The following is an 18,626-nucleotide window of genomic DNA, read 5'->3' on the forward strand; positions in this document are numbered from 1 at the left end:
TGAACAAGCACTCATTGTCTAGTGATGATGGCGAAGAGGTCACACCCGTTCCCATACCGAACACGGAAGTTAAGCTCTTCAGCGCCGATGGTAGTTGGGGGTTTCCCCCTGCAAGAGTAGGACGTCGCTGGGCACTATGAAAAGTCGTTACCGAGTAATCGGTAACGACTTTTTTGATTTGTAAATTTAAAGGATACTTATTTTTAGCTCCAGTCAATATAATATAGCAACTAACTTTGGACTTTTTTCTATATTCGAGTTGTTTTATAGATTGAATGAACTATCTCACATAGAGCCAACTCTTTATTATGAGATTTGGTCTCGGCTAAGTGTGAATTGGTCTCGTCCGGAGGGAAACTGGTCTCGGGTTTGTCCGAATTAGTCTCGGCTAGAGCACAATTGGTCTCAAAGTGCCATTTTCTAACTAATTATGGATAATAATTCAAGGATTTTTGACTCTGGATTGCATTATGGATTAATAAATCTAGCTTATATTATAACAATTCTTCACTACCAAATTTGGTAACAGGTAAAGTACAATTAGTCTCTAAGAATTATTTTCCAATAAAGATAGCTGTATTGAGCAAGTTATCTCGCCTAAATAAACTGCATATTGAGAGACTCAATCCGTCTTCTATTCTAGTAGATGGAAATATTTATTTCGTTTTTAGGAAGAATGAGTTATTATGTAAATTTTTACTCCATAAACAGGTTGATTTCCTCTGAAGCGGACGCTTGCAAGTCGGGCAAACATCAAGCCGCTTCCTTTGCTCCTGCGGTTACTCGTAGCAAAAAAGATTTGCTCCTGCGGTTACTCGTCGCAGAAAAGATTTGCTCCTGCGGTTACTCGTCGCAAAAATTAATTTCATTACGCTCCGTCCAGGGTATTGATTTTCTTGCTAATCCCCTAGGAATCGCCGCCTTCCGCTTCAATCAATAGTTCAAATAATAAAGACAATATGCTTCGTAGAAATAATGAACTAGTACTCTCCATTGTTTATCAATAGGGCAAATGGAACCTAAAAAAATAGATAGCATTTATAGATAAAGAAGCGCTTAGCGGACGAAATTGTATCTTCGTCCGCTTTTAAAAGACTAGGAAAGGATTTATTCTCTCATTATCCAAACCTTATGTACCTTGTCTATACCTATTTCAAGAGGGCGACGGACAAACAACCGCCACAAGATTACCGAAAAATGGATCGTGAAGTGACGCAGTCACTTCACGATCCACAAAAATTCCAATGGTAATAGTGTAGCCAATGTTTCGTCCAAAGTACTCTAGAAAAAGTAAAGATAAGATGCACTTAAAGGTCGCTTGCGTTTTTTCTTAAGCCACTCATGCGGAGACTTGTCCCTCAAAATACAAACTAAATTCTTGAGATTATTTAAAGAAAGAAATAAGGTAGAGATAAGCTAAAAAAAGGAGAGTAAAAATGACTACAATTTACGACTTTACGGTGCAGAATACAAAAGGTGAAGATGTATCCTTAAATATATACAAAGATAAACCAATGATTATTGTAAATACTGCAAGTCATTGTGGTTTTACACCACAGTTTGCAGAACTACAGAAATTATATGAAAATTATAAAGAAGAAGGGTTAGTAATACTAGGATTTCCTTGCGATCAATTTAATAACCAAGAATTTGAAGAAATTGAAAGTACGATTGAATTTTGTCAATTGAATTATGGCGTATCATTCCCTATATTTTCAAAAGTAAATGTGAAAGGAAAAGATGCTGAACCGTTATTTCAATATTTAGTATCCGAAAAAAAAGGATTTTTATCTGAAGCAATTAAATGGAATTTTACAAAATTCCTAATAAATAAAGAAGGGAAAGTAATAGAACGATATGCACCACAGACTTCTCCGTCTAAAATGATTCAAGATATAGAAAAACAATTTAGATAGAAAAATCGGAATAATTGTATTACTATTTGATTCTTGACAGTGAGTCTAGGCGCTGATAACCTTACAATAATATTCAATTATAGAGGAGGAAATTAGGAAAATGTGGGAGTCTAAATTTCAAAAAGAAGGTTTAACGTTTGATGATGTTTTACTAGTTCCAGCACAGTCGGATGTATTACCAAAAGATGTGAATTTGTCTGTTCAATTAACTTCAAAAATTAAGTTAAACATTCCAATTATTAGTGCTGGTATGGACACTGTTACAGAAGCGAAGATGGCAATTGCTATGGCTCGTCAAGGCGGTCTTGGTATTATTCACAAAAATATGAGTATTGAAGAACAGGCCGAGCAAGTGGAAACGGTTAAACGTTCCGAGAATGGAGTTATTACGGATCCTTTTTTCTTAACTCCAACTCATCAAGTATATGATGCCGAACATTTAATGGGCAAATACAGAATTTCTGGTGTTCCAATAGTAAATAATAAAGAGGAACAAAAGTTAGTTGGAATCATTACGAATCGTGATCTACGTTTCATTCAAGATTATTCTTTAATAATTGATGAAGTAATGACGAAAGAAAAATTAGTAACTGCTTCAGTTGGTACTACTTTAGAGGATGCAGAGAAAATTTTACAACAGTATAAAATAGAAAAACTCCCTATTGTGGATGAAAATGGAATACTCAAAGGTCTCATTACAATAAAAGATATTGAGAAAGTTATTGAATTTCCAAATGCAGCAAAAGATCAACATGGACGCCTATTGGTTGGAGCAGCAGTTGGAGTAACCAAAGATACAATGCACCGTATTGAAAAGCTTGTTCAAGCACAAGTAGATGTTATTGTGATTGACACAGCTCATGGACACTCACAAGGTGTTATGGATACTGTAAAGAGTATTCGTGAAGCATATCCTAACTTAGACATTATTGCTGGTAATGTAGCAACTGGTGAAGCTACTCGCGCGCTATTTGAAGCAGGTGCTGACGTTGTAAAAGTTGGTATTGGGCCAGGATCAATATGCACAACCCGTGTTGTAGCAGGTGTTGGTGTTCCACAGATTACAGCGGTATATGATTGTGCAACGGAAGCTCGTAAAGCTGGAAAAACAATTATTGCAGATGGTGGTATTAAGTACTCCGGTGATATTATCAAGGCACTTGCTGCAGGTGGACATGTTGTCATGCTAGGAAGTTTACTTGCAGGTACAACAGAAAGTCCAGGAGAGACAGAAATATTCCAAGGTAGACGCTTTAAAACCTACCGTGGTATGGGTTCAATTGCTGCTATGGAAAAAGGTTCTAAAGATCGTTATTTCCAAGAAGAAGCTAAAAAATTAGTACCAGAAGGAATTGAAGGTCGTCTACCATATAAAGGACCACTTTCAGATACAGTTCATCAATTACTTGGTGGTGTTCGAGCTGGTATGGGCTATTGTGGAACAGGAAATTTACAAGATTTACGTGACAATGCACAGTTCATACGCATGACTGGTGCAGGTTTACGAGAAAGCCATCCACATGATGTTCAAATAACGAAAGAAGCACCTAACTATTCCATATCCTAAGTAACATAGAAAGAACCTTTTGCATCCATTTAACGTCTTTATCTAGGCAAAATGGGTGCTTTTTTTGCGGAAAGTGCTATGAACTAACAAAGTGTGTTAAAATGGGCATTGAAAAAACTTATAGTGGGGGTACAGTAGTGAAGAAAGTTTGGATGACATCAATGATTAAATGGCTAGTACTTCCTATGTTTCTTGTTTCAGTTGTATGTGGAATGCCGACTGCTACAAAAGCTGAGGAAAGTTTGAATTTAAATGTCGATGCAGCAATATTAGTTGATGCAGATACAGGTAAAATTCTATACGAGAAAAATGCAGATGCACCATTAGGAATTGCCAGTATGACTAAAATGATGACAGAGTATTTATTATTTGAAGCGATTAAAGAGGGTAAAATTTCTTGGGATCAACAGTATTCTGTTACAGATTATACATACAAAATTTCTCAAAACCGCGCATTAAGTAATGTACCACTTCGCCAAGATGGTAGCTATTCCATTCACGAACTTTATGAGGCAATGGCAATATACTCTGCAAATGCAGCAACAATAGCAATAGGAGAGACTATTGCAGGGACGGAAGAAAACTTTGTAAAGTTAATGAATGATAAAGCAGCAGAAATGGGTCTAAAAGGTTATAAATTTGTCAATTCAACAGGTTTGAATAATGCAGATTTACAAGGTATGTATCCAGCTAATTCAGGTGCCACTGATGAAAACGTGATGGCAGCTAAATCGGTAGCAACACTTGCATATAATTTAATGAAAGATTATCCAGAAGTATTAGAAACAACGAAAATAGCGAAAAAGACGTTCCGTGCAGGGACAACAGATGCAATTGAAATGAGCAACTGGAATTGGATGCTACCAGGACTAGTATACAAATATGAAGGTGTAGATGGATTAAAGACAGGTACAACGGAATTTGCAGGACATTGTTTTACAGGAACAGCCACAAGAAATGGAATGCGTGTTATTGCTGTTGTGATGAAGGCTGTAGATGCAAATGGAGTTGGTTCTTATAAAGCTCGATTTGATGCAGCAAGAGCATTATTTGATTATGGGTTTGCACAGTTTTCTAAAACAGAAATAGTCCCATCGGGATATAAAATTCCTGAAAATGAAACAATACCAGTTGAAAAAGGAAAAGAAAATTCTGTTTCAATTGCTGTAAAAGATCCAATATCAATGGTTATTAAAACAAGTGAAAAAGATCAGTACAAGCCAATTTTCACTCCGAAAGAAAAAGCTTTAGAGGCGGATGTTAAAAAGGGTACTGTAGTAGGCACAGTTCATCTCGAAAAGACGGAGGGAACTGATTATGGCTATGTAACCAATAAAGCAACAGAAGTAGATGTGGTGACAACTGAAGATGTAGACCGCGCAAGTTGGATTAGTTTAATGTTCAAAGGTATCGGGAAATTCTTTGGTAATTTATGGCACAGTACAACTGACTTTATAGGCGGACTATTTTAAAAAAAAACACCGTGAGCTCTTTAAAGAGTTTACGGTGTTTTTCTAATTTCCCATACTTTTATTAATGTGTTTATAGAAGCTGAGATATCATTCGTATCAATTCCTCCAAATCCTAGCACAATTTTAGGTGTCGAAGCATGCTCAAAATCTCCAGTTATATATTCTCGAAGAGCATATATTCGAATTCCTGCTTGTTTTGAGAGTAGTACCAACTCTTCTTCTGTTTTACACGTATGAATCGTCAACAAAATATGCATGCCTGCTTGTTCACCAGAAATAGTAACAATAGGATTAAACTCAGCAATAGTTTTCGTAACAATTTCTAGTTTTCGTTTATAAATTTTTCTCATTTTATTTAGATGTTTAGCAAAATGACCGGATTCCATAAACTTCGTTAATACATGCTGGTCCATGCGAGGTACTGTAGCAGCGTAATAGGAATACTTTTGCATGTATTGCATAATAAGTGTTTTTGGTAATACGGCATAAGCAATACGAAGGGAAGGCATTAATGATTTTGAAAATGTACTTAAATAAATAACCCGTTGATTTTGATCGATTCCTTGTAAGGAAGGAATTGGTCTGCCTGTGTATCTAAATTCACTATCGTAATCGTCTTCGATAATATATCTATTCTCTTGTTGGTAAGCCCAGGATAACAGCTGACTACGACGTGTGGCAGATAGAACAGCCCCAGTAGGGAACTGATGGGAAGGAGTTACATACATAACGGTTGCATTTGTTTGTTCTAATTGCGAAACGATTACGCCTTCAATATCGACTGGAATAGGAATCGATTTTTGCTTATCCTCTAAAAATAAATGGTGTGTAAGTGGATACCCAGGATTTTCAATTCCGTAAATAGCTTCTTTGCCAAGTAAGCGGATGATTAAGGGCATTAGTTGCTCTGTTCCAGACCCAAGTATAATTTGTTCAGGTGTACACTTAACACCTCGCGATTGATATAAATAAGAAGAAATTTGCTGTCTTAATTCAAAATCTCCTTGAGGATGTCCCAGTTGTAGGAAATCCTTATTTGCCTCACTGATTATTTCTTTCATATATTTTCGCCATATAGCAAAAGGAAAAGATTCTGTATCAATTTTACCTGGTGAAAAATCAATAAAAATTTCTTCCGTATCGTTTTCTTCTCTAGTCATATGGGGGGCTTCTTGTTCTATAAGAGCTAAGTCTTCCAAATTTTGAACAAAAAATCCTTTTCTTGCTTCCGAAGAAATAAAACCTTCTGCTACAAGTTGACTATAGGCAAATTCAATAGTTGTTTGGCTAACAGATAAGAACTCAGCTAATTTTCTTTTGGATGGAAGTTTTGCTCCTTCTTCAATAGTTCCATCTATTATAGCTTCTTTAATTTCGTTGTAAAGTTGCTCGTATAAAGGAGTTTTAGCGTCTTTTTCAAGCTGAAACATTAGATAGTCCATTCTTCACTCCAATCTGACCCCTTCATGTTCTTAGTTTCTGATACTTTTAAAATGGTCATCTTTTATTATACTAAATTCATAAAGATAATGGAGGGAATAATAATGACTATTAATTTTACGGGAACGGATCGAGTTAAAAGAGGAATGGCTGAAATGCAAAAAGGTGGCGTTATTATGGACGTTATTAATGCAGAACAAGCTCGAATTGCTGAAGCAGCAGGTGCAGTAGCCGTAATGGCGTTAGAACGTGTACCATCAGATATTCGCGCAGCTGGTGGCGTTGCGCGTATGGCAGATCCAAGTATTGTGGAAGAGGTCATGGGAGCAGTGACAATTCCAGTAATGGCAAAAGCACGCATTGGACATATCACAGAAGCTCGCATCTTAGAAGCAATGGGCGTGGACTATATTGATGAATCAGAAGTATTAACTCCTGCAGATGAAGAATACCACTTACGTAAAAGCGAATTTACAGTACCATTCGTATGTGGATGTAAAGATTTAGGAGAAGCAGCTCGTCGTATTGGAGAAGGAGCTTCTATGCTTCGTACAAAAGGCGAACCTGGAACAGGGAATATTGTAGAAGCCGTTCGTCATTTTCGGAAAGTAAGTGCACATGTACGCAAAATTGTTCATATGAACGAAGATGAATTAATGACTGAAGCAAAAATTTTAGGAGCACCGTATGATGTTTTATTACAAATTAAACATCATGGTAAATTACCGGTTGTAAACTTTGCAGCAGGTGGCGTAGCAACCCCAGCGGATGCTGCTTTAATGATGGAGCTCGGGGCGGATGGTGTATTTGTAGGATCTGGTATTTTTAAATCAGAAAACCCTGAGAAATTTGCAAGAGCAATCGTAGAAGCAACAACACATTATAAGGATTACAAATTACTTGTAGAAATATCAAAAGACCTAGGGATTCCGATGAAGGGAATTGAAATTTCTCGTTTAGCTGCACAAGATCGTATGCAAGATAGAGGGTGGTAAGATGGTAAAGATCGGCGTATTAGCTCTTCAAGGAGCGGTGAGTGAGCATGTTCGTTCTATAGAAGCGTGCGGGGCAGAAGCAATTGCAATAAAAAATACAAGTGACTTAACATTAGTTGATGGATTAATCCTTCCCGGTGGAGAAAGTACAGCAATGCGTAAACTAATTGACCGATTTAAAATGCTTGCACCATTACAACAATTTGCTGCAGCGGGTAAGCCGATGTTCGGAACTTGTGCGGGACTAATATTACTAGCTAAGGATCTTGTTGGGGATGACTTTGCACATATTGGCGTCTTGGATGTGAAAGTAGAGCGCAACTCTTTCGGGAGACAAGTGGATAGCTTTGAAACAGAATTAAAGATAAAGGATGTTGCGGCACATTTTCCTGCTGTATTTATACGTGCACCACATATTGTGGACGTTGGTGAGACTGTTGATATACTTGCTACTTTTGAAGGAAGAATCGTGATGGCAAGACAGGGACATTTGTTAGGATGCTCCTTTCATCCAGAACTGACGGATGATCACCGAATTACTGCGTATTTTATCGAAATGGTGAGGGAAACGCTTGCAAAACAAGTAAACCTATAGTAAGGTATGAGTAATTTCATGAATTCTAAAAACGATGATAGGAAGTAGTAACAAGCACGTTTTTTATAGAGAGTCAGCGGTTGGTGTAAGCTGATATTAACACTTGTGAATCCATCCTTTGAGTTGCGCGGCTGAATGTTTAGTAAGTCGTGGCCGGTTGAAAAACCGTTATGAGACAAGTGGATTTGGTATGATACTAAATCAATCAGGGTGGCAACGCGGGTATGCTCTCGTCCCTTCTATTTGGGATGAGGGCTTTTTTGCGTTTTTTATTAATTAAAAGGAGGAATTTCGTATGTTAGATGTAAAATTTGTACGAGACCATTATGAAGATGTAAAAGCAAAACTTGCTAAACGTGGAGAAGATATTTCTGAGTTTGATCAATTTCAACCTTTAGATCAAAAGCGTAGAGAACTAATTGCAAAAACAGAAGTGTTAAAAGCAGAAAGAAATGAGTTTTCTCAAAAGATATCAGAAATGAAACGAAATAAAGAAAATGCGGATGATTTGATCGCTCGTATGCGTGAAGTGGGCGATGAAATCAAAGTATTAGATGATGAGTTAAGAGATGTGGAAGAGAAATTTGACTATATGATGATGCGTATTCCTAATATTCCACATGATAGTGTTCCAATTGGTGATTCTGAAGATGACAATGTGGAAATCCGTAAATGGGGAGAAGTTCCCTCTTTCGATTTTGAAACAAAAGCGCATTGGGATATTGCAACAGATTTAAAAATAGTAGATTTTGAGCGTGCAGCAAAAGTTACAGGAAGTCGTTTTGCTTTTTATCTTGGTTTAGGGGCGAGACTCGAACGTGCTTTAATAAATTTCATGATGGACTTACATTCTGAAGAGCATGGATATGAAGAGATGCTTCCACCTTATTTAGCAAATCGTGCAAGTTTAACTGGTACAGGGCAACTACCAAAGTTTGAAGAAGATGCATTTTTAGTAAATGAAGAGGATTATTTCTTAATTCCAACGTCAGAAGTACCTGTGACTAATTATTATCGTGATGAAATTTTAGGTGGAGAACAACTTCCACAAGCATTTGCTGCATTTAGTGCTTGTTTCCGTTCAGAGGCAGGTTCTGCAGGTCGTGATACACGTGGTTTAATCCGTCAGCATCAATTCAACAAAGTGGAACTTGTTCGTTTTGTGAAACCGGAAGATTCATATGAACAGTTGGAGCTTTTGACTGGTCATGCGGAAAAAGTATTACAATTATTAGGTCTTCCATATCGTGTACTTCATATGTGTACTGCTGATTTAGGTTTTACCGCAGCCAAAAAATATGATCTAGAAGTTTGGTTACCAAGCTACGGCGAGTATAAAGAAATTTCTTCTTGTAGTAATTTTGAAGATTTCCAAGCTCGTCGCGCAGGCATTCGTTTTAGAAGAGAAACTGGGGCTAAACCGGAATATGTTCACACTTTAAATGGAAGTGGACTTGCACTTGGACGTACAGTTGCGGCTATATTAGAAAACTATCAACAAGCAGATGGGACAGTAGTGGTTCCAGAAGTTTTAGTTCCATACATGGGTGGAAAAACGGTAATTAAATAATAAAAAAAGAATCAGAAACGGTATTATCCGCGTTTCTGATTCTTTTTTTGTTCACGAAGATTGCGAAAAAATTGTGTAAGAAGGTTACCGCATTCCTCTGCTAAAACACCTTCTATCACTTCACACATATGATTAAATCTATTGTCGTTTAAAAGATTATAGAGGGAATCCACGCAACCTGCTTTAGCATCTCTTGCACCGTACACAACGCGGGGGATCCGTGATTGTAGAATAGCACCAGCACACATAGGGCATGGTTCTAATGTGACATATAAAGTGGTTTCTTCTAATCTCCAACTGCCGATCTTACTACAAGCTTCTTGAATGGCTAATAACTCTGCGTGTGTAGTTGCATTTTGTGTAGTTTCTCTTAAGTTAAAGGCCTTCGCAATGATTTCATTTTTATATACAATGATTGCACCAATCGGTACCTCTCCACGACAAGCCGCTTTTTTAGCTTCTTCTATTGCTATATTCATATAGTGTTCATCCAATTTGAATCAGCTCCTTTTACCTAAGTGTAGCATGTTTTATTTATCTATTGCATATTGTATTTTGAAGGAGTGATCGATTGATTTATGTAGTGAAAAGTGGAGATAGTTTATACTCCATAGCAAAGCATTTTGGTACAAATACGGCAACACTTACCTCTATCAATGAACTACCGGACCCTGATGTGTTAGTGGTAGGGCAAGCGTTAGTTTTACCATCTACTCCAAGCCCAGATAGACCAATAATTGATACAAATTTATACGTAGAATGGTATACAAAAAGTCCATCTCAGCATGTCATAGACCAAGTAGAAAAGGATGCACCAGGGTTGACTTACATGATGCCTTTTGCGTATGAAGTTCTTCGTGATGGATCATTGACTTCGATGAACTGGGGTAAATTGGGCGAAGTAGCAAAGAATCATCAAGTAGAATCCGTTATTGTGCTTGCAAATATTGAAAATGGAGCATTCAATGATACACTAGCGCATACTATCTTTACGGATGATCAAGTGAAACAAAGCGTGTTTGAGAATGCAGTTGCTGAGGCTACTGTTAAAGGAGCAACTCATATTCATACAGACTTTGAGTACATTGCAAAAGAAGATCGGAAAAACTATGTAACTTTTTTAAAGGAATTAAAAGAGTTTGCTAAAGGATTTACGATTTCCTCTAGTCTTGCACCAAAATCAAGTGATAATTTAAAAGGAAAATGGTATGAAGGGATCGATTATAAAGCAATTGGCGAGGTAGTTGATTTTGTTGTAATAATGACTTATGAGTGGGGTTATAGTGGAGGTCCACCAATGGCAGTATCCCCAATTGGACCAGTTCGCAAGGTACTCGAGTATGCTAAAACAGAAATAGAGTCGAAGAAAATAATGATGGGACAAAATTTATACGGATATGATTGGACGCTTCCTTATAAACAAGGAAATCCATTTGCTAAAGCATTAAGTCCACAGCGAGCTATTCAATTGGCAAGGGAACGCAATGCAACAATTGAGTATGATTCAATTGCTCAAGCGCCTTTCTTTCATTATTGGAAAGATGGGATAGAGCATGAAGTATGGTTTGAGGATGCGAGATCTATTCAAGCAAAGTTTAAGTTATTGAAAGAATTAAACCTTTTAGGAATTTCCTATTGGCATAGCGGATTCGATTTCCCTCAAAATTGGTACTTGTTAAATGAAATGTTTCGTGTGAAGAAAAAGTAGAGCAAATTTGCCTTTCTTATAGAAAGGTGGATTTGCTCTGTTTTTCATTTTCTCGCTATGATAAAATAAAAGGCACGACTTGAAATATTGGAGCGAGGTTAAAAATATGTCCATTCCATTTATAACGGTAGAAGGTCCGATAGGGGTTGGAAAAACTTCCTTAGCAAAAGCGATTGCCACTACCTATCAATTTGAATTATTGAAAGAGATTGTGGATGAAAATCCTTTCTTAGATAAATTTTATGACGATATTGCTGAGTGGAGTTTCCAAACAGAAATGTTTTTTCTTTGCAATCGATTTAAACAATTAAGCGATATCCAAAAGAATTACTTATCAAAAGCAAAAGCAGTAACAGCAGATTATCATATTTTTAAAAATTTAATTTTTGCTAAACGATCGTTAAATAAAGCAGAATTTGAAAAGTATGAAGCAATTTATAAGATATTAACGAATGATATGCCTGTTCCAAATATGGTTATCTATTTAGATGCTAGCTTAGACGTTCTTATTAATCGTATCGATATACGGGGAAGAGATTTTGAAAAGAAGATAAGTCCTGATTATTTGCAGCAACTTGCAGCAGATTATCGTACATTTATTGACGACTTTGAAAAGAGACACCCGGAAGTCCCAGTTCTAAGATTCAATGGGGATGAAATAGATTTCGTTCAAAATGGACAAGACCTACAATTAATTTTAAATAAGGTAGATCAAACATTACATAAGAGGAGTTTTTAACCATGAATTTGAGAGAAAAGTATAGCATCCCTCCTGATGCAGTTATTACAATTGCTGGAACAGTAGGCGTAGGTAAATCAACTATGACAAAGGCGATTGCTGATGCACTACACTTTAAAACATCTTTTGAAAAAGTAGATTCAAATCCTTATTTAGATCGTTTTTATGAAGATTTCTCGAAATGGAGCTTTCATTTGCAAATTTACTTTTTAGCAGAACGGTTTAAAGAGCAAAAAAGAATGTTTGAATATGGTGGCGGATTTATTCAAGATCGATCGATTTATGAAGACACTGGTATATTTGCTCAAATGCATAAAGAAAAGGGAACGATGGATCCCGTAGACCACGAAACCTACACTAGTTTGTTTGAAGCAATGGTGATGACACCCTATTTCCCACATCCAAACTTATTAATTTATCTAGAAGGATCATTAGACGATATTATTGATCGAATCCACGATAGAGGGCGTCCGATGGAACAGCAAACGCCAATATCCTATTGGGAAGAAATGCATGGTCGGTATGAGAAATGGATTAATTCGTTTAATGGTTGTCCGGTACTACGTTTAAATATTAATGATTATGATATTGTTCAAAATCCAGAAAGTGTGGAAGCAATCATTGGGCGAATTGGACACTTTATGGAACAAACAGAAGCATTGCGGAAATAAATAAAACCCTCTTGCAAACTATATGCAAGAGGGTTTTATTCCATAAAAAAAGAACGTAACAATTAAAGTTACCTTCATAATATTCTGAACAAGCTAGTTTAAGAAAAATTCGTTACCAATGCAACGAATTCAATCTCAAATTTATGCGTGTGTGTATTTAAAATGGAGGAGGAAGAGGGATTCGAACCCCCGCGCGGTATGACCCGCCTGTCGGTTTTCAAGACCGATCCCTTCAGCCAGACTTGGGTATTCCTCCGAAGTACATGAACTAATTTATCACGGATAAAATTCAAAGTCAATACATTTGAGTAACTTTTAATAAAAAATATTCATATGTACTGGCAGAATAAAATGAGCTATATCAATACTTAGAGTTGAATATAGTAGATGTGATAAACTTAAATTCTCGTATTCATTGATTTTTTTTAAAAAAGTGCGTATACTAAGTTATGCCGTGCTAGGTGGGAAGGTAGCGGTGTCTTGTAACTCGCAATCCGCTCTAGCGAGACTGAACCCCTTCTCTGAGGTTGAATATATGTAGGGTCTGGTATTTGCACGTGATGTTGACGTTTGGGTCCTGCGCAATGAGTGCCCATGAACCATGTCAGGTCCGGAAGGAAGCAGCATTAAGTGGTGCTTTCTCATGTGCCGCGGGGTAGCCTAAGCCGAGTTAACGACAAGGGTGCCGCTTATGTGTTTCAAGCGAAGGAAGGTGCACGGCAATAATTTAAAATATCAACTCATTTATCCAATGGATGAATGGGTTTTTTTTTATTAAAAAACGCATGTATTTATAGACGAAGTCACTGTTTCTTTATGGTATAATAAAATTACTATTTAACTTAAAATGAGAAGGGGGCAGGTTTGTTGTCGTATCAAGCTTTTTACCGCGCTTATAGGCCACAGTCGTTTGCGGAAATGTCTGGGCAATCACATATTAAACAAACACTTCAAAATGCCCTCCTTTATAATAAAACTACACATGCGTATTTATTTTCAGGTCCACGCGGAACGGGGAAAACAAGTGCAGCGAAAATATTCGCTAAAGCTTTAAACTGCGAAAATGGTCCAACTAAAGAGCCATGTAATACTTGTGGAACTTGTAGAAGTATTACAGATGGTTCGAATACAGATGTGATTGAATTTGATGCAGCTTCTAATTCTCGTGTAGAAGAAATGCGAGATATTATTGAAAAAGTTCGTTTTGCACCTTCAAATGCTCGTTATAAAGTGTATATTATTGATGAAGTGCATATGCTTTCTACAAGTGCTTTTAATGCATTATTAAAAACATTAGAAGAACCACCAGCACATGTTGTCTTTATCTTGGCGACAACCGAACCACATAAAATTCCTTTAACCATTATTTCTAGATGTCAGCGTTTTGATTTCAAACGAATTACTTCCACAGACATCGTTGCAAGAATGAAAGAAGTATTAATTGATGCTAAGATTGAATATGATGAACATGTCTTAAAGATCATAGCCCAAGCCGCCGCAGGGGGTATGCGTGATGCCCTAAGTATGCTCGATCAAGTAGTATCGTTTAGTGGGGAGAAAATGACACTAGAGGATGCATTACTTGTGACAGGTTCTATTGGTCAAGACGTCTTCTTTCAGTTAGCAAATGCATTAATTGAAAAGGATGTAGCGAAAGCTTTAAGTTGCGTGGAACAATTAGTAGATGATGGGAAAGATCCTGTTCGTTTAACAGAAGACTTTATAACATTTTACCGAGATTTACTTGTGTTAATTGTTGCACCTGAACAAACAGAGCTTTTAGAAATAGCAACAGGAGACATTACTTTTCGTGATTTAGCTTCTAAATTTCCGATAGATACATTGTATAAAAGCATTTCTATTTTGACGAATACGCAACAAGAAATGCGTTTTTCTAATCATGCCAAGGTTTATTTAGAAACAGCTATTATTCGATTAGCACAAGTTCCAAGAGAAGCAACCTTGTCTAGTGAAAGTAGCGCAGAGCTTGAACAGAAAGTAAAATCACTTGAAAGTCAGTTGCAGCAATTACAGCAACAAATTAGTCAAGGAATGATACCTCAAGCAAATGCTACGGTGCAGGAACAACCAAAAAAACAAAGGCAGAGATCAACTGCCGGTGTCAAAGTGTCAAGTGGTCGTATTCATGAGATATTAAAGACTGCAACAAAGACAGATATTCAAGCTATTAAATCTCAGTGGGCTAGTATTTTACAACAGCTTCAAAAATCACATGCTGCACTTTTAAATGACGCGGAACCAGTTGCAGCATCATCAAGTGCATTTGTGTTAAAATTTAAGTATGATATTCATTGCCAAATGGCTGTGGAGAATAAAACCTTTTCTACCTCTTTCCCCCAGCTTATCGCTAACTTAACTGGTACGATGTACGAAGTAGTATATGTGCCAGAGGAAAATTGGTTGAAAATAAGAGAAGAATTTATTCAACAAAACGGCTTAAAACAAAGTAATGCAGAAACTGAAGAAGATGCTGGATCTAATTCTAGTGTGGCGATGGATATTTTACATGATATGGAAGAAATATCGGAAGATCCTTTAATTGTAGAAGCAGAGAAGTTATTTGGAAAAGAATTTGTAGAAGTACATGACGACTAAGGAGGAAAATAATTATGCGTGGAATGGGAAATATGCAAGGCATGATGAAGCAAATGCAAAAAATGCAAAAGAAAATGGCTGAGGCACAAGAAGAACTGGGAACACAACGCTTTGAAGCGGTAGCTGGCGGAGGAATGGTGAAGGTTGTTGTATCGGGACATAAGGAAGTATTAGAGGTAGTTCTGGATTCGACAGTAGTAGATCCAGAAGATGTAGAAATGCTTCAAGATTTAATCGTCATTGCTACAAATGAAGCAATGAAAAATGCAGAAGAAACAGCGAACTCCACGATGGGTCAATTCACGAAGGGATTGAACCTCCCTGGCATGTTCTAGGAGGAAAAAACATGCATTATCCTGAACCAATATCAAAATTAATAGATAGTTTCATGAAACTGCCAGGGATTGGGCCAAAAACTGCGGCCCGTCTGGCATTTTTTGTATTAACGATGAAAGAAGATACCGTTTTAGATTTTGCAAAAGCATTAGTAGATGCCAAAAGAAATTTAAGTTATTGCACAGTTTGTGGTCATATTACTGATATTGATCCATGTCATATATGCCAAGATCAACAACGTGATTTATCCATGATTTGTGTAGTCCAAGATACAAAAGATGTAATAGCTATGGAGAAAATGAGAGATTATAACGGTTTGTATCATGTACTTCATGGGGCAATCTCCCCGATGGATGGAATTGGCCCCGAAGATATCAATGTTCCTTCTCTTTTAAAAAGATTACAGGACATACAAGTGGAAGAGCTAATACTTGCAACTAACCCTACAATAGAAGGAGAAGCAACTGCGATGTATATTTCTCGACTCGTGAAGCCTTCGGGTATTAAGACAACAAGAATTGCACATGGTTTACCAGTGGGTGGAGATTTAGAGTATGCGGACGAAGTAACCTTGTCCAAGGCATTAGAAGGACGCCGAGAGTTGTAAGGGAGTTGTAGTAAGATGTTTTTCCAAAAAGGTAAGTTAAAAAAAGAATTTGATTATCAGTTTGTGGGTTTAATAAAAACTACAAAAGAAGATTGGCAACAAGCGCAGTTAATAGAAGATTTTTTGAATGACTATGATTTAGATGTAGTAGCAAAAAGAAAAATCGCTGAGAGTATACATTTCTATTTATATAAAGAGGCGAAAATTCGAAATGTCATTTTGAAATAAGAATGATAGTAGTACTAGCTTCATATACTAGGAGATAGTTAGTTTATGAAGGAGAGATGTTTCATGAAGTTAGTTATCATCGTATGTTCGCTAATGCTACTATTGTTTCTTTTGTTTAGAACGTCATTTTCAAAAGTAATGGAAAGTCTACCGTTTTTTTTATTTCGTTTAGGTTTTTCGTTTTTTTTATTGTTTGGAGTGCATTTACTTTTAGGGTTATTTGGTTATGTAATCCCTATTAATTTGTTTACAGGTGCAGTGGTAGCGATGTTAGGAGTACCTGGTGTAGCCTCGGTAGTAGCTATTTCTATATTAATATAAAAAGTTTTTAAAAAGTGTTGACTTATGAAGATTAAGAGAGTAATATTGTAGAAGTCGCCAAGAGGTAAGCAAAACGGCAGACAACATGAACATTGAAAACTGAACATGCAAAACGTTAAGAAATATAACTTGAAAGACTGACTTCGGTTAGTCCGACAGTAAAACAATTTGGACATCATTTAATGATGATGCCAGCAAAACAAAATGAGCTTTTTAAGTTCTCTATTATGGAGAGTTTGATCCTGGCTCAGGACGAACGCTGGCGGCATGCCTAATACATGCAAGTCGAGCGAATGACGAAGAAGCTTGCTTCTTCTGATTTAGCGGCGGACGGGTGAGTAACACGTGGGCAACCTGCCCTGTAGATTGGGATAACTCCGGGAAACCGGGGCTAATACCGAATAATCCATTTCCTCACATGGGGAAATGTTAAAAGACGGTTTCGGCTGTCACTACAGGATGGGCCCGCGGCGCATTAGCTAGTTGGTGAGGTAACGGCTCACCAAGGCGACGATGCGTAGCCGACCTGAGAGGGTGATCGGCCACACTGGGACTGAGACACGGCCCAGACTCCTACGGGAGGCAGCAGTAGGGAATCTTCCACAATGGACGAAAGTCTGATGGAGCAATGCCGCGTGAGTGAAGAAGGTTTTCGGATCGTAAAACTCTGTTGTGAGGGAAGAACAAGTACGAGAGTAACTGCTCGTACCTTGACGGTACCTCATTAGAAAGCCACGGCTAACTACGTGCCAGCAGCCGCGGTAATACGTAGGTGGCAAGCGTTGTCCGGAATTATTGGGCGTAAAGCGCGCGCAGGCGGTCCTTTAAGTCTGATGTGAAATCCCACGGCTCAACCGTGGAAGGTCATTGGAAACTGGGGGACTTGAGTACAGAAGAGGAAAGCGGAATTCCAAGTGTAGCGGTGAAATGCGTAGAGATTTGGAGGAACACCAGTGGCGAAGGCGGCTTTCTGGTCTGTAACTGACGCTGAGGCGCGAAAGCGTGGGGAGCAAACAGGATTAGATACCCTGGTAGTCCACGCCGTAAACGATGAGTGCTAAGTGTTAGGGGGTTTCCGCCCCTTAGTGCTGCAGCTAACGCATTAAGCACTCCGCCTGGGGAGTACGGTCGCAAGACTGAAACTCAAAGGAATTGACGGGGGCCCGCACAAGCGGTGGAGCATGTGGTTTAATTCGAAGCAACGCGAAGAACCTTACCAGGTCTTGACATCCCGCTGACCGTTCTAGAGATAGATCTTTCCCTTCGGGGACAGCGGTGACAGGTGGTGCATGGTTGTCGTCAGCTCGTGTCGTGAGATGTTGGGTTAAGTCCCGCAACGAGCGCAACCCTTGATCTTAGTTGCCAGCATTTAGTTGGGCACTCTAAGGTGACTGCCGGTGATAAACCGGAGGAAGGTGGGGATGACGTCAAATCATCATGCCCCTTATGACCTGGGCTACACACGTGCTACAATGGACGGTACAGAGGGTCGCAACCCCGCGAGGGTGAGCTAATCCCATAAAACCGTTCTCAGTTCGGATTGTAGGCTGCAACTCGCCTACATGAAGCCGGAATCGCTAGTAATCGTGGATCAGCATGCCACGGTGAATACGTTCCCGGGCCTTGTACACACCGCCCGTCACACCACGAGAGTTTGTAACACCCGAAGTCGGTGGGGTAACCCTTACGGGAGCCAGCCGCCGAAGGTGGGACAGATGATTGGGGTGAAGTCGTAACAAGGTAGCCGTATCGGAAGGTGCGGCTGGATCACCTCCTTTCTAAGGATAATATCGGAATACAGATTTTTATCTGTATCTTAACGTTTTGCAGTTCAGTTTTGAATGT

At 38.2% G+C, this 18,626-nt stretch carries 16 protein-coding genes, 1 tRNA gene, 2 rRNA genes, 1 other RNA gene and 1 other annotated feature; of the genes, 17 read left to right on the forward strand and 3 right to left on the reverse strand.

The window, feature by feature from the left end:
• Positions 1-17: 17 nt before the first annotated feature.
• From rrf to ACEPXG_RS00065, 4 genes are all read left to right on the forward strand, one after another.
• Positions 18-133 (forward strand): 5S ribosomal RNA (gene rrf, locus ACEPXG_RS00050).
• A gap of 1,303 nt (positions 134-1,436) precedes the next feature.
• Entirely contained in the window at positions 1,437-1,916 is a 480-nt protein-coding gene (locus tag ACEPXG_RS00055) for a glutathione peroxidase (protein WP_391206069.1), read from the forward strand.
• A gap of 100 nt (positions 1,917-2,016) precedes the next feature.
• Positions 2,017-3,483 (forward strand): IMP dehydrogenase, encoded by a 1,467-nt coding sequence (gene guaB / locus ACEPXG_RS00060; RefSeq protein ID WP_391206072.1) that lies wholly within the window; start codon positions 2,017-2,019, stop codon positions 3,481-3,483.
• 137 nt (positions 3,484-3,620) lie between these two features.
• The gene (locus ACEPXG_RS00065) at positions 3,621-4,955 is read left to right on the forward strand and encodes a serine hydrolase (protein WP_391206075.1); all 1,335 of its coding nucleotides are present in this window, start codon (positions 3,621-3,623) and stop codon (positions 4,953-4,955) included.
• A gap of 29 nt (positions 4,956-4,984) precedes the next feature.
• Here the strand turns inward: ACEPXG_RS00065 and ACEPXG_RS00070 are convergent, their stop codons facing one another.
• Positions 4,985-6,397: a PLP-dependent aminotransferase family protein gene (locus tag ACEPXG_RS00070; protein ID WP_391206078.1), complete on the reverse strand. Its 1,413-nt coding sequence runs from the start codon at positions 6,395-6,397 to the stop codon at positions 4,985-4,987.
• A gap of 102 nt (positions 6,398-6,499) precedes the next feature.
• Here ACEPXG_RS00070 and pdxS point away from each other — a divergent pair, with 102 nt between their 5' ends.
• From pdxS to serS, 3 genes are all read left to right on the forward strand, one after another.
• Positions 6,500-7,390, forward strand: a complete 891-nt coding sequence (gene pdxS, locus ACEPXG_RS00075; RefSeq protein ID WP_391206081.1) for a pyridoxal 5'-phosphate synthase lyase subunit PdxS — start codon at positions 6,500-6,502, stop codon at positions 7,388-7,390.
• Position 7,391: 1 nt separating this feature from the next.
• On the forward strand, positions 7,392-7,985 hold the full coding sequence (gene pdxT / locus ACEPXG_RS00080) for a pyridoxal 5'-phosphate synthase glutaminase subunit PdxT (protein ID WP_391206084.1): 594 nt from the start codon (positions 7,392-7,394) through the stop codon (positions 7,983-7,985).
• Positions 7,986-8,010: 25 nt separating this feature from the next.
• Positions 8,011-8,226: a binding site (T-box leader), on the forward strand.
• 54 nt (positions 8,227-8,280) lie between these two features.
• The gene (serS, locus tag ACEPXG_RS00085; RefSeq protein ID WP_391206087.1) at positions 8,281-9,555 is read left to right on the forward strand and encodes a serine--tRNA ligase; all 1,275 of its coding nucleotides are present in this window, start codon (positions 8,281-8,283) and stop codon (positions 9,553-9,555) included.
• Between the two features lie 23 nt (positions 9,556-9,578).
• On the opposite strand, the gene tadA is transcribed toward serS, so the two are convergent.
• The gene (gene tadA, locus ACEPXG_RS00090) at positions 9,579-10,034 is read right to left on the reverse strand and encodes a tRNA adenosine(34) deaminase TadA (RefSeq protein ID WP_391206090.1); all 456 of its coding nucleotides are present in this window, start codon (positions 10,032-10,034) and stop codon (positions 9,579-9,581) included.
• Positions 10,035-10,126: 92 nt separating this feature from the next.
• Here tadA and ACEPXG_RS00095 point away from each other — a divergent pair, with 92 nt between their 5' ends.
• From ACEPXG_RS00095 to ACEPXG_RS00105, 3 genes are all read left to right on the forward strand, one after another.
• Positions 10,127-11,263 (forward strand): glycosyl hydrolase family 18 protein, encoded by a 1,137-nt coding sequence (locus tag ACEPXG_RS00095; RefSeq protein WP_391206093.1) that lies wholly within the window; start codon positions 10,127-10,129, stop codon positions 11,261-11,263.
• Between the two features lie 106 nt (positions 11,264-11,369).
• On the forward strand, positions 11,370-12,002 hold the full coding sequence (locus ACEPXG_RS00100) for a deoxynucleoside kinase (RefSeq protein WP_391206096.1): 633 nt from the start codon (positions 11,370-11,372) through the stop codon (positions 12,000-12,002).
• 2 nt (positions 12,003-12,004) lie between these two features.
• Positions 12,005-12,673 carry a deoxynucleoside kinase gene (locus ACEPXG_RS00105; protein ID WP_391206099.1) on the forward strand — a complete coding sequence of 223 codons (669 nt, stop codon included), beginning with the start codon at positions 12,005-12,007 and terminating at the stop codon, positions 12,671-12,673.
• Positions 12,674-12,836: 163 nt separating this feature from the next.
• On the opposite strand, the gene ACEPXG_RS00110 is transcribed toward ACEPXG_RS00105, so the two are convergent.
• Positions 12,837-12,929 (reverse strand) — tRNA-Ser (locus ACEPXG_RS00110).
• A 196-nt stretch (positions 12,930-13,125) separates the two neighbouring features.
• On the opposite strand from ACEPXG_RS00110, the gene ffs reads away from it, so the two are divergent.
• The 7 genes from ffs (at position 13,126) to ACEPXG_RS00145 (ending at position 18,559) form a co-directional block, all read left to right on the forward strand.
• Positions 13,126-13,393: signal recognition particle sRNA large type (gene ffs, locus ACEPXG_RS00115), an RNA gene on the forward strand.
• A gap of 147 nt (positions 13,394-13,540) precedes the next feature.
• The gene (gene dnaX / locus ACEPXG_RS00120; protein ID WP_391206102.1) at positions 13,541-15,289 is read left to right on the forward strand and encodes a DNA polymerase III subunit gamma/tau; all 1,749 of its coding nucleotides are present in this window, start codon (positions 13,541-13,543) and stop codon (positions 15,287-15,289) included.
• Positions 15,290-15,303: 14 nt separating this feature from the next.
• Positions 15,304-15,624, forward strand: coding sequence for a YbaB/EbfC family nucleoid-associated protein (locus ACEPXG_RS00125; protein WP_151698318.1), 321 nt, complete (start codon positions 15,304-15,306; stop codon positions 15,622-15,624).
• Between the two features lie 11 nt (positions 15,625-15,635).
• The gene (recR, locus tag ACEPXG_RS00130) at positions 15,636-16,232 is read left to right on the forward strand and encodes a recombination mediator RecR (RefSeq protein ID WP_151698319.1); all 597 of its coding nucleotides are present in this window, start codon (positions 15,636-15,638) and stop codon (positions 16,230-16,232) included.
• Positions 16,233-16,247: 15 nt separating this feature from the next.
• Positions 16,248-16,460 carry a YaaL family protein gene (locus tag ACEPXG_RS00135; protein WP_151698320.1) on the forward strand — a complete coding sequence of 71 codons (213 nt, stop codon included), beginning with the start codon at positions 16,248-16,250 and terminating at the stop codon, positions 16,458-16,460.
• A 63-nt stretch (positions 16,461-16,523) separates the two neighbouring features.
• Positions 16,524-16,781, forward strand: a complete 258-nt coding sequence (locus tag ACEPXG_RS00140) for a pro-sigmaK processing inhibitor BofA family protein (RefSeq protein WP_391206107.1) — start codon at positions 16,524-16,526, stop codon at positions 16,779-16,781.
• 224 nt (positions 16,782-17,005) lie between these two features.
• Positions 17,006-18,559 (forward strand): 16S ribosomal RNA (locus ACEPXG_RS00145).
• The last annotated feature ends 67 nt before the right edge of the window (positions 18,560-18,626 follow it).

Source organism: Psychrobacillus sp. L4 (assembly GCF_042944905.1).
In the GTDB taxonomy this organism is placed as follows: domain Bacteria; phylum Bacillota; class Bacilli; order Bacillales_A; family Planococcaceae; genus Psychrobacillus.